We start from the raw sequence: 12,528 nt of genomic DNA, 5'->3' as shown, positions 1-12,528 counted from the left end.
TCATCGGACAAGAAATTTATTTCAGGTCGAAAATAGTGGTGAAATATATCCAACTGCAAGCTACTGAGGACCTGCGGCATCACCAAGCCAAAAGCGATCAATTTCCTTCAACCCCCAAGTAATAGCATCCTCACGAGAAACAATTTTATCTCGATTACCCGGCGCACTTAGATCCAACAGCACCGGGGAAATATAAGCCATTGATTGGGTAGAAAAGAACGCCCTTACTTTTGGTAAGAGTAACGATTTCCCCATCTGCTGCTCAACAACCACACCAAGCCGCCCAGACTGCAATTTGACAAGCGTCCCGACTGGATAAATGCCAATACTTCTTACGAATGCTTGAAACACGGTTTCGTCAAAATGGCCACGGGCCCACTCAGACATTTTTTTCAAAGATTCGGCAGGACACCAGCCTGCCTTATAGGGACGATTGGATGTAATAGCATCATAAACGTCACACACCGCCCCCATTTTTGCATACAGGCTAATCTGGTCGCCCTTCAAGCCTTTAGGATATCCTGTTCCATCCATCTTTTCGTGGTGGTGCAAACAAACATCAAGCGCAATCTGGCCTACGCCCTTTGCTTCCAAAAGCATTTCATAGCCTGCGCCTGGATGTTCCTTAATTGACACAAATTCTTCATCCGTCAACTTACCAGGTTTATTCAGAATGTCGGATGGCACAGCCATCTTGCCGATGTCGTGCAAAAGTCCGGCTAATCCTGCTTCACGAGTTTCATTGTCACTGAGTTTAAGTTGACGAGCCAAGGCAATCATCAAAGCACACACTGCAACTGAATGCATATAAGTGTAGTCATCCGCAGTTTTGAGTCTCGCCAAGCCAATTAAAGCGCCAGGGTTTCTCATGACCGAATTAGCGATTTCCTCAACCAAAGGCATCGCTTGCTCCGCTTCGATTGCCTTACCCATTCGAGCTTCAGTAAACATCGAGAACACAGCAGTCTTTGACTTACCGACAATTTGTGCAGCCCGCCCCATCTCAGCGTCCATGGAAATTGGAGTGATGGTGTCATAAGGAACACGTGGTTCGGGTTCTGCGAAGACTTCAACTTCTGGCTCAGGATCAACCTCGGCAACTACAATGTTTTCAGCTACAACGAGGACGTCGCAACCTTTGGTCGTGTCGATCCATGCTTCTTGAATACCCGCTTTGCGAATCTTATCTATCGTAGCTTGATTTTCGATCAGAAACGATTTTTGCCAAAAAGGTGAACTCATCCACGAAGCACAAAGTTCATGGATATACATCCCTTTTCGGATCTGTTCGAAGCTGATTTTCTTAATCATAATTGGTAATCAAAAGATCTTAACTATTACTAAACCATCTCGGAGAATGGTTTCTGACCGTTTCCTAAGCAAATGATCCTAGTGGAAATATTCTACAGTAGAGTTGGTGTTCGGGCATGTAAACCCACAGATTTTTTGTTGATTTGAGGCAAATTTTTCATGACGACTACAGATGCTGGCTTGGACATCGCACAAAAACAACAACGAAGTTACGCAACGAGTGAGAATGAAAGAAGCCGCAAAGATTTAGAGGCTTGCACTTAACTTTTACTTAATTCAATGAGGCAATGAAAGCAGCTGAAGTGGCTGAAACAACGAATGCATCTCCGGATTTGAAATGAAACTGAGATTATAAGGGTGCTCAGCCCTCACAAATGATAGGTTTGTCGGAGCTTGAACGCTTTTCAAAGCAAGCAAACGATCCGCAATTTTCCCCCATAAAATGATTTTAATTTTTTGTTGAGGCCCAGACTCTTGAGACAGGCTCTGAAAAATAACATTAAGAAAAGGAGACCAAGCTTTTGCATCTTTAGCAGGAGCCACATCAGAGCGAAAAACGAGCGAGGCGTTTAATAGCAAGAAGCCACGCTGCAGAAAGTTTGTTTGAAGATCTGCCATCGTCTGAATATAAGGCGAAGAATCTGACCTCGCCTTCCGAACAAACTCTGCAATTGAGTTTGAATCCAAATCGGATAGGCCAATATGATTTTCCGCCACAAACAGCATCTTCATGAAGTTGCGTAAGGACGTCGCACGATTCACCTGCTTACTTAATCCAAACTTTGTATCACTAGACCAAAGGCTATTCACTGCGCCATCCATAAAACAATAGCCATTGGCACTCTCCGAGCGAGGATAAGGGCCTTCTCCCACGAGAACGTAACTAACGCGTTGAAGTGGTTGCGAGAAAGCGGCAAACAGACTTGTTTGCCTCGGCAAAAAGCCCGTTGCAATTAGATCCGTAAGATAATTGGGAGATTGCTGCTCGATCGCCTGCAGTCCCTCTCGCAAAATCGCTCGCCAACTTGAATGTGCTGATTCGAGCATAGGCTCAAAGTCATCGGGGTAGGTAGCCAAAAAAGCCCCTCCAGTAGGTCTCAAAATTCAAAAATAGATTAATTTGATTGAGTAGGTGGAATTGGTTGCGAAACAGGAGCAGCAGGTTGATTTAAATTATTACCGGCATTTGTCACTGCGTTTAAGCCCGCAGCAGCGGGCGGTGGTGGTGGCAAATCAATTCGCCTAGGTAATCCTGCCTCGGTCACAATGACATGGTCTACATGTACTTCACTCAAAACAACTCCAGGACTCAAGGTTTTTCCAACCCCAATGGTAAATGTAGGCTTTCCTTCCACAACGATAATCGCTGCACTATCGTTGGCCCGTGGAGCAACGATCACACCTTTTACTTGATAACTGCTTGGTGCAGCTTCGGCAACTGCCGATTGACCAAACAAGGTTCCCCATTGCCCAACTCCAGGCTCGTAGCTGGCAACCGAGACCGGTGCCGCTACAGGGCGAAGTTTTGGTGTAAACAAACGCAATCCCCAAAAAGCAAGCACAGAACACAACGCAAGAGTCAGAAGCAAATTTACGATTAATGGAAGGCGTTTCATTTTTTACTCATTTTTTTAATATACGTCTAACGAACCAACTGATTGATTTCAATGATTGGCATCAGCACAGCCAATACAATCAATAACACCACCACACCCATCGCCAAGATCAAAAGTGGTTCCAAAAGTCCTGCCATTGTTAATGCTCGGCGTTCGAGGTCTTGCTCTTGTGCAGATGCAGCCCTCTCTAGCATCGCTGGCAATTCTCCAGTCACTTCACCTGCTCGAATCATGTGAATGAGCATCGGGGGGAAATGCTTATGGGCCGACAAAGATCGCGCCAAACTAACGCCTTCTCTCACGCTGTTCGTCGCATCCTCAACCTGCTGGCGCATAGCAACGTTGGACAGAGTCTCTTTGCTTGTTTGCAATGCCTTTAAGATTGGCACGCCAGAACCTGTAGTGATCGACAAAGTACTTGAGAAACGTGCGGTATTTAGACTACGCTCGAACTTTCCATACATCGGGGCATCCAAAAGCCAAGTATGCCAACGCAGTTTAATGTTCGGATTCTTCAACGCGTGACGGCAAGCAAAACCAATCCCAATCACAACGATGGCGACCAACCAGCCATAAGCCCTTACAAAATCAGAAATCGCCAACATAATTACAGTTAGCAAAGGCAATTTTTGCTTTGTATTTGCAAATACAGAAACAATCTGTGGCACCACATAGGTTAGCAAGAAAATGACAATCGCGAAGGCAACTACGGTCACAATTGCAGGATAGGTAAAGGCTAATTTAACTTTCTGCACCAATGCATTACGTCGTTCGATGTAGTCGGCGAGGCGTGATAAGACTCTAGACAACTGTCCAATCTGCTCGCCCGACGCCACCAACGCGATATAAATATCTGCAAAATCATTTTGATGTTGTTTTAGTGCGTCCGACAATGCTGACCCAGCCAGGATCTCAGAACGAATAGAAGCCACCAAGTCTCGAATATAAACTCGCTCTGCCTGATCTAACAACGCAGAAAAAGCCTGCTCTAATGGTAAGCCTGCTTCTAGGAGACTTGCTAACTGACGTGTGAATAAGGCCAGTTCGGTATTCGACAGTTTCTCTGAAAAAAAACCGCGCCCTTTATTGCTGCCATCGGCATTTTGAGTTGCAATCTGCTCGACGAGTACTGGCACTAACTTTTGGTCGCGTAGATCTGAACGTGCCGCACGTGCACTATCCGCGGTGATTACACCCTTCTTAGTTGATCCGTTGGAATCGACGGCTTCATATCTAAATGCTGGCACGGTAGTCTTCTCTTTCCAACTATTCTTTAGTTACGCGTAAAAGCTCTTCTTTGGTCGTCACCCCTGCATCCAACCAACGTTGCCCATCTTCGCGCATTGTTTTCATACCGTCACCTTGCGCGGCAGTGCGAATCTCTGCTTCTGAGGCTTGATGATGAATTTGTGCTGAAATTGCTTCCGTGGTGAGAAGTAGCTCATAAACACCAACCCGGCCTTGGTATCCTGTGTGCCCACAATGATCACATCCGATAGCCTTCCAAGTACCATTTTCATTCTGTTTGCAATGGCCGCATAACTTACGTACCAAGCGTTGCGCGACAACACCCAATAACGAAGACGACAACAGGAATGGTTCAATTCCCATATCCAGCAAACGAGTAACGGCTGCAGCAGAATCATTCGTATGCAAGGTCGCCAATACTAAATGACCAGTGAGAGATGCTTGAACCGCAATCTGCGCCGTCTCTAAATCTCGAATCTCACCAATCATGATGACATCTGGATCTTGACGCAAAATCGCCCGCAATGCTTTAGCGAAGGTCATATCAATCTTCGCGTTCACTTGTGTCTGGCCAATCCCAGCTAGCTCATACTCAATTGGATCTTCAACGGTAAGGATATTGGTAGTCCCCGCATTAACACGCGACAGCGCAGCGTAAAGTGTGGTGGTTTTGCCAGAGCCCGTCGGCCCGGTCACCAAAACAATACCATGCGGTTGCGCAATTAACTGATCGAATTGCACTAACACATCGGGGCTCATTCCCAGATGCGTTAAATCGAGCTTACCAGCTTCTTTATCTAGGAGACGTAAAACAGCACGCTCTCCATGTCCGGTCGGCAACGTTGATACACGAACATCGACAGGTTTGCCACCAATCCGAAGGGTGATTCGTCCATCTTGAGGCAGGCGTTTCTCGGCAATGTCCAATTGCGCCATAATTTTAATGCGGGAGACTAAGGAGGCGTGAATCGCTTTCTTAGGGCGAATCACATCACGCAAAGCACCATCGACTCGAAATCGAACAACGGAAATTTGCTCAAAAGGTTCGATATGGATATCGGATGCTCCCTCGCGCAAAGCTTGCGTGAGAAGTGCATTAATCATACGAATCACTGGCGCGTCGTCTGCAGACTCGAGAAGATCTTCTATCGCTGGCATGTCTTGCATTAGTTTCGCCAAGTCCATGTCGGACTCGACTTCACCAACGACATCGGCAGCATCTCCACCAGAGCCTGCATATGCACGCGCGATTTCCTGAAGGAGAACGTCGTGAGGCATAAGGTCGAGTTGAATGCGACCAAACCGGCGCCCCGCTTCAAGGATCGCGGCTTGACGCGTTTGATCTGACACCTTTAATTCGATTGGTGCGCCCTCTAAATCATCACGACGATGCGCAAGAATAGAAAAATCTCGGGCAAACGCAAATGGTAATAATCGATTTTCTGACATACGAATGTATTACCTTATTTGGATTCTGGTTTATTTTTTGGTTGTTCTGCACCCGCCGGAACAATCAGTTTTCCTTTTTCCAATTTCAACATATCGCCATTGGTATCTTTATCTAAAGACTGAAGATACTGTGTCCTCAAGTAATCGTAACGATCGAGAGAAACACTACTACTTTGTTCCGCGCTGCGAATTACCGTAGGACGCAAGAACACCATTAGATTCGCTTTTCCGTTCGTACGTTTTTTGTACTTAAACAGGTTACCAATAATAGGAATATCACCTAGGAAATTAACTTTCTCAACCGCATCATCGTTCGTGTCACGAATCAGTCCACCAAGCGCAATGATTTGCCCATCTTCCGCCAAAACATTGGTCGCGATTGAACGAACAATTGTGGTAATCCCTACGCCACCGGCCACAGGCTGACCTATACTAGAAACTTCCTGAGCGATTGCCAAACGAACCGTTCCACCTTCTGATATTTGCGGTTTAACCTTCAACTTGATACCAATTTCTTTTCGCTCGATAGTCTGAAAAGGATTTTGCCCCGCACTACCTGTATTCGACGTATATTGACCAGTGACGACGCCAACAGTCTTGCCATCAACGATGCTCGCCTCTTCGTTGTCGAGTGTGACTAAGTTAGGAACTGATAGAACATTTGTATTGCCATCCGTCGCTAAAGCATGTGCTAAAGCGCCAAGACCTAATTGGCCACCGACCTGTCTAAAGAGACCTACCGTTAAACCTTTTCCAGTGACCGCACCGACTTGGGCTGCTGTATTGCCACCAAGCGCCACTAAACCAGTATCACTAGGATACGAAGTAATACCGCCTAAGCGATATTTGCTATTCGAATCGCCAGTCGCTCCCAACCATTCAACACCCAACTCACTGGCCTTTTCATTCGAAACTTCAACGATCAAAGTTTCAATGTACACCTGCGCGCGACGCGCATCGAGTTGATCAATGACTGCTCTCAAATTCCGATAGACCGTATCACTTGCAGTAATGATTAAAGTGTTGGTAGCTTGATCGGCTTGAATGAAGCCTGAGCCCCCCGCCTGCGACTGGCCATTAGCTGAACTACTGATCGGCAAACTCAAATTAGAGCCTGTGCTGCTTAATGCAGAATTATTTCCGGCTTGAGGCTGCCCCAAATTGTTGACACCAACGCTTTGCGTCGAGAGTCCGCCGCCACTTTGACCAGTACCATTCGCTGAGCTGCCCTCACCCGTAATTATTGAACGCAGCGTGGAAGCCAACTTCACTGCCTCAGCATTTTTTAGGTAGACGACGTGAACATTGCCTGGCAGATCGGTGGGCTGATCGAGCTTAGCTACTAGAGATTTCACCAAATTACTACGTGCTGCGGAAGGTGCCTTCACTAGCACTGAATTTGTTCGTGAATCAGCCATAATGACCGTACGACCAGAGTCACCAGCTGCCTGTCCCCCTTCTGTCAAACGTGTTGCCATTGTGGCGATGTCACTTGCAATGGCGTGTTTAATCGGAATGATTTCAAGGTCGGGGTTAGCAGGCACATCTAACAAGGCAATCACTTCAGCCATGCGACGCATGTTATCTGCATAATCCGTGATAACAACTGAGTTATTGCCAGGAGTTACGTTGATCACATTATTTGGGGAAATCAAGGGACGCAAGGCCGTAACAATATTATTTGCCGCCTCATAATTAATTCTAAAAACTTGCGTGACAATTTGATCGCCCTTCACGCTTTTAGCTTGAGTTGGTCCACCTTGCAATTTGGCATCTGCTTCTGGCACAACTTTTGAAAATCCATCAGAAGTCACAACAGCAAAACCTTGCATACGCAAATTCGAGGTCAACAATTTAAACGCTTGTTCTTTACTCAGGGGTTTCTCCGACACCAATGTGAGCTGCCCCTTTACTCTTGGGTCAATCACAAATGTGGTGCCTGTGTAATGACCAATCGCTTTTACAACAGACTCAATATCGGCGTTCACAAAATTCAAAGTTGCGGCATTTTGACTCGACTCTTGAGCGGTCGCGGCGCTCTGCAAAACCACGCCTCCTAACATAAGGGCACTCGCTAAGGTGCTGAGGGCAGCCATTTTGCGCCATTGTTTGCTTGAATTCATTGCTTTAACACCTTCAACTTGATTACGCTCGTTATTCATACTTATCGTCTCATCTATATTCTAAAGCGATTATTTGTTTGTCACCCTCTTGGCGACGTCTCCCCAGCAAATTCAAGAGATTTGCTAATTTTTCTTCTTGCCCGACCTGCGCATACGCCTTCCCAGAAAACTGAAATTTTCCATTTGAAAGCGAACCACTGCCTTCCAACATCATTGGCCCTCGAGATGTTGTCAGCACCATATTGCTGGTCTGTCCCATCAATTGAAAACTTAAAACATAACTTCCTAAAGGCTTTATCAACGATGCTCGAGATGCCATGTCATTCAACTCAAGTTCCGCGCGACCAGTCACTTGCAACTGTCCATCGACTCGAGTCATTTCAATTCCGTCCCAACGAAGCCAAATCTTCCCGCTCGGACCAATTGTGTTTAATGGCGCACCCAAGCCCTCGAGGCGTTCAGGAGGCAAACGCAAACTCGCGGGACTCAGACGCCATTGTGTAAAACTTCCACTCACTTGCACAGGCGCCGTCAGTACATCATTATTTGAGATCTCAACATCAATCTGACCCAATAACAACTTCGGTGAAATTTTCCAACTAAAGCGACCAGGAAATAAAGCCGTGACCGCACTTTTTTGGTCTGCCGCAACACCGATAAACGCTGATCCTTGCCAGAAACTTCCTTGCACATCTCCCAAACTAACCCGGCCATTCGTTTGCTTCTCAAGAATACTTCCCAGCCAACTCGCAGGCAAAAACGCTATCACCGTTAACAAAATACACAAACAAGCGAATACAACGAAAAAAAAGCGCGCCTTTAGCGACAATTCACGCCACATAACTTACGCTCGCTGTTGCTTCAAGGTGACCACGACACTCACCTGCCCTGGCTCCGTTAAAGATGTAACCTTGATCTCTTCAACAGTTAGGCGAGCGACTCTTTGCATTTCCAATAGCCACTCCATCATATTTGAATAGGCCACCACATTCACTTGAAAACGTACAATCTCATTACTAACCGAAAGGGACTGCGTCTTGATATTGCGCCGCGCCAGTGTCGACTCAATTAACTCCCTTGAAATAGGAGCTACCCCCTCAGACAGAGTCTTTGACAATGCCGAGTATTGAGCAGCGAGATCAGTCATTTTTGCTGCATTCTGCTTGAGTTGTGGAATGCTTTTTTCTAAGTTACTTCGATTTCTAAGCGCGGGCTCAACCCCAACTAGATAAACAATACTCACTAAGGTAATTAACCCGATAAAACTAAGAATGCGTCTTTCACGCAATTCGCGTTTTGTCCAAGAACTCTTTATCTCTTCGATCAACTCTTGCGCAATCATTTGCCACTCCCATCGTCACGCCAGATTTTATAATTGCCGTCTTTAACTTCAAGTTTAAGGCTGTATTCACGCAAGGCCGAACGCAAATTATCGACTTGAACCTCACCGACGTTTTTTGGCTTCGCGATCAAACTCCTATCTTTGTATTCGAGATTAGCCAACTGAATACCTTGCGGATGAGCAGTCTGCCATGCTTGCGCTAATTGACCACTCATTACCAAAAAATCTTCTTCGGTTGACTGCCCTGCCATCCTCTTGGATTGCTCAATTTTTTGTTGCAATTGCAAAAGAGGATCTCTCAAGCTATTTTCTTGAGGAAAAAGATTTTTATAGGTTGCCAGTAACGAACCATTGAGCGCGCTTGCCTCTGACTTCAGTCTAAACCACTCAAAATTGAGACCAAAAACTGAAACTAATCCGATACAAGCTGTGAGTGCCACAGTCCAACGCCATTTCGGCCAATCAAATGACGCTTGGTTTTCCTGAACTAATAAGGAAAACAAATTAAGCAATGGTGGCAAATCCGCCGCAATCTTATGTGACCAATCTAGAACTTCAACCTGGATGATATTTACGTCTAGAGAATTAGCCTCAACTGCTTTTTGTGTTGGCAACAGCATGCTATTCTCGACAAACAGCTTTAGATTTCGACCACGACAAAATAGACCGATTGAAGATAATGCAGTACCTACATTAGCGCTCTCGCTTCGCCCCAAGGAGAGAGTGAGACCAGCACACGACTGCGATGAGAGCTTAACGGAAAGCATTATTTGATCTTCAGCGCCTAACACGTGCTCAATCGCAACCGAAGCGGTATCTGGATCTTGTGGCAAGCTAAGAGCCAATGGATAAGCGCTTAATTTTCGTGCATCAAGCACTTGAGCCGCTGCTAACAAAGCCTCGGTCCAGATGCGCCCGACTACCGCAACCGTACAACGGGAATTTACAGGATTTCCGCAGACAAACAACAATTCCGACGGATCAACTAATAGCTGCTCCTCCAATAAATTAGGTAACGCCGCACGTAGTTTTTGTATAGGCATCGGAGGCACTTCAATGTCAAAAAAACTGACATCCGATGAGGCCACTAAAAGAATGGTTTGATTTGCGGAACGCGCTAATTCCTTGAGGTCATTCAGATTCTGACGACCGTGTTGCATGGGCCGTTTATCAGCAGAAGCCAAGCAAAATGGGAATGCATGATCTTGCCAGCCAACGGTGGTATCAGCCACCGATTTTGGAGGCATTTGTATATAAAGCGTACTTGCCATGTTCCTCTACACCCTTTTGCTTAAATGAGTTCTTACGTCGAGACTCAATTTTCTTTTACCCACAAAATTTGCGTTCGTTGACCAAGTCGCTCAATCAACGAATTCACTTCCAAGTTCGAACGATTAAGGCGGACCTTGCCGTTCACGACAAAATAATGCGTAGAAAAAGAAACGTCCTTCTTCGCCGCCTCATTTAGCTTATCGGGAAAATTTAATTGGAATTGCGCAAAATCACGGAAAAAACTTCGATCACGGGTTGCGATCATGAGAGCAGCATCCGTCATACTGACGTTTTCAAGCCTCGCTGAAAGTACCTCAGCAGTGGTCGTATTAACGTTAATGCTTGTACGAACTGGGAGCACAGTCACAAAGTTTTTCAAGCGCAAAATCATTTCTGGCGAAAAACCAGGAACGGCCAATAGATCTTCTACCTGACTAAATTTTAGAAATTGTACTGCGGAATTCGCTGTTATCGATACATTAACTGATGAATCAGCCTTTTCACTTGCAGATTTCGTTGTAGATTCGCTCTGCGAACCTACAGGTGTGCTTGCTGGCATACTTGGCCCCGACGGATTTCCTCCACCACCTTCGGTCGGCTTGTCTGGCTTGATTACTTTATCCTGAGTTTGTGCCACCTGAATAGCCACAGCTGCAGCCAAACTAGAGTCAAGCTTAAGATTACTTAACAACTTCCCGAAAGCCATTAGTTCGCGCTCATCAACAACGCCGTCAGTCGCCAAATTTGTCAGATTAAATTTGGCTTGAGCATCGCTAATCTGACCCGACAAGGTTGCATCGCTGTCTTCAACCTCTGTCTTCCCATTTTCCACATATTGATCGAGTCGGGTGTCACCCAAACTCACCGCCCAAGGCTCACCAAGGTGATCAAGCTCATTACTCGTTCGAGCGTCCTCACGCAAAATCAAACTAGCCCAATCTAGTGCGCCACGTAAAACCCACTTCTTCTGCAATTGATATCGTTGGTTTTCGATCGAACGTACCTGCACTTGTTGCTGCCAAAAAAGACTAGCGACAATAGTGATTGCCAATGTCGTTAGCAAGAGCGCAGTAACAACCGCTACCCCCGCTTGCAATCGTCTGTGACTAGCACGCATCATGCTGCCCCCAAGAGGAAAATCTTCATCAAGGGAAACTCTTGTCCTTTGACCTGCATCATGACCTCAAGTCCTGTCTTACGTGGGACGCCTTTACCCTGTCTACCCGTGGGGTCTGCCGCTTGAGGAACAGCGATATCAGTACCGGCAACACGCCATGTATTCTCTTCGTAATTCCAAGTGCGCATTTGAAAGGCCGAAACGTCCGTTTGCAAATTTACGACTGGCATATCATCGACACCGCTGATCGCGCGCTGCCAGTAGCTATCCAGTATCGCCAACTCACGCGTAGGAATTGACTCACGTCGACTAAAGATCCCATCCTTCATGCGATAAGCCACAACTTGCAGGCGGGTCGCTTGATTGTCTTCGTAGACGGTTCGAATCAAGATCAATTGTTGATCAAAAGCCCGAATGTTTTCCCGACGAGGCAGCATTGCCTCGCTCACCAAATGTGCGCAATCGTTTTCCAACTGCACAAAGCTAATTTGAGCACCTCGACTGTGTTCTAATTCCTGATTCAAACCAACACGAGCTCGAATGATGCTATCCAAGCCGCGCCACCCCATTACCGCTATGATCGCTAGAATCGCCACAGCCACGAGCAATTCAATCAAGGTAAAGCCTGAGTTTTTGCTGGGCGATCTATGGAGCATTTGGCACCACCTGTGTCAGTTTTGCCAAACGTCGTTGCAAGTTACTTGGTTCAAAGACCAAAACCTCAACACGTCGAAAAGAAGGGTTAGGCGTTCCAATGACATGTTCTTCACATAGCAGAGCAAGCTCGCCCTGTGGGCAGGGAAAACTCCGTTCCCCCAACTCTGGCCATTCATGTCCGAGACGAATTTGTGCAAGTCTATTTTCCGCAGACCAGTTCGCCATCATAGTCGCACGCAATCCACTACTATTTTGAGCTAGACTTGCTACGGCTCGAAGACTTGCCCCAAGTACAGTGCCAACAATGACTAAAGCAACCAGCACCTCTAACAGGGTAAAACCAAACTGCGCTTGCGTTCGCCGAATCAAATTACTGCTTGAAGTTGCCATTCT

12 protein-coding genes are annotated in these 12,528 nt (G+C 46.3%); all 12 read right to left on the bottom strand.

Annotated elements, in window-relative coordinates:
• Positions 1-60 precede the first annotated feature (60 nt).
• Positions 61-1,311, bottom strand: a complete 1,251-nt coding sequence (locus H8K36_RS00160) for an HD-GYP domain-containing protein (RefSeq protein ID WP_186915651.1) — start codon at positions 1,309-1,311, stop codon at positions 61-63.
• Positions 1,312-1,587: 276 nt separating this feature from the next.
• Positions 1,588-2,388, bottom strand: a complete 801-nt coding sequence (locus H8K36_RS00155) for a uracil-DNA glycosylase family protein (protein WP_230404250.1) — start codon at positions 2,386-2,388, stop codon at positions 1,588-1,590.
• 38 nt (positions 2,389-2,426) lie between these two features.
• Positions 2,427-2,927, bottom strand: coding sequence for a type II secretion system protein N (locus H8K36_RS00150; RefSeq protein WP_186915652.1), 501 nt, complete (start codon positions 2,925-2,927; stop codon positions 2,427-2,429).
• Positions 2,928-2,953: 26 nt separating this feature from the next.
• Positions 2,954-4,174: a type II secretion system inner membrane protein GspF gene (gene gspF / locus H8K36_RS00145; protein ID WP_186915653.1), complete on the bottom strand. Its 1,221-nt coding sequence runs from the start codon at positions 4,172-4,174 to the stop codon at positions 2,954-2,956.
• A gap of 19 nt (positions 4,175-4,193) precedes the next feature.
• Complete coding sequence (gene gspE / locus H8K36_RS00140; protein ID WP_186915654.1) at positions 4,194-5,624, bottom strand: type II secretion system ATPase GspE; 1,431 nt, start codon at positions 5,622-5,624, stop codon at positions 4,194-4,196.
• Between the two features lie 14 nt (positions 5,625-5,638).
• A complete protein-coding gene (gene gspD / locus H8K36_RS00135) occupies positions 5,639-7,786 on the bottom strand; it encodes a type II secretion system secretin GspD (protein WP_230404249.1) in 2,148 nt (715 codons plus the stop codon).
• Positions 7,787-7,796: 10 nt separating this feature from the next.
• Positions 7,797-8,588: a type II secretion system protein N gene (locus H8K36_RS00130; protein WP_186915655.1), complete on the bottom strand. Its 792-nt coding sequence runs from the start codon at positions 8,586-8,588 to the stop codon at positions 7,797-7,799.
• Between the two features lie 3 nt (positions 8,589-8,591).
• Positions 8,592-9,089 carry a type II secretion system protein GspM gene (gene gspM / locus H8K36_RS00125; protein ID WP_186915656.1) on the bottom strand — a complete coding sequence of 166 codons (498 nt, stop codon included), beginning with the start codon at positions 9,087-9,089 and terminating at the stop codon, positions 8,592-8,594.
• On the bottom strand, positions 9,086-10,360 hold the full coding sequence (gene gspL / locus H8K36_RS00120; protein WP_186915657.1) for a type II secretion system protein GspL: 1,275 nt from the start codon (positions 10,358-10,360) through the stop codon (positions 9,086-9,088). The genes gspM and gspL overlap by 4 nt, the downstream gene beginning before the upstream one ends.
• Before the next feature lie 44 nt (positions 10,361-10,404).
• Positions 10,405-11,481: a type II secretion system minor pseudopilin GspK gene (gene gspK, locus H8K36_RS00115; protein WP_230404248.1), complete on the bottom strand. Its 1,077-nt coding sequence runs from the start codon at positions 11,479-11,481 to the stop codon at positions 10,405-10,407.
• Positions 11,478-12,134, bottom strand: coding sequence for a PulJ/GspJ family protein (locus tag H8K36_RS00110; protein ID WP_186915658.1), 657 nt, complete (start codon positions 12,132-12,134; stop codon positions 11,478-11,480). Before H8K36_RS00110 ends, gspK begins: the two co-directional genes overlap by 4 nt.
• The gene (gspI, locus tag H8K36_RS00105; protein WP_186915659.1) at positions 12,124-12,525 is read right to left on the bottom strand and encodes a type II secretion system minor pseudopilin GspI; all 402 of its coding nucleotides are present in this window, start codon (positions 12,523-12,525) and stop codon (positions 12,124-12,126) included. The genes H8K36_RS00110 and gspI overlap by 11 nt, the downstream gene beginning before the upstream one ends.
• Positions 12,526-12,528 lie beyond the last annotated feature (3 nt).

The sequence above is a fragment of the Affinundibacterium nitidum genome (assembly GCF_014284155.1).
In the GTDB taxonomy this organism is placed as follows: Bacteria; Pseudomonadota; Gammaproteobacteria; order Burkholderiales; family Burkholderiaceae_D; genus Undibacterium; species Undibacterium nitidum.
This window is presented reverse-complemented; position numbering and strand designations above follow the sequence as displayed.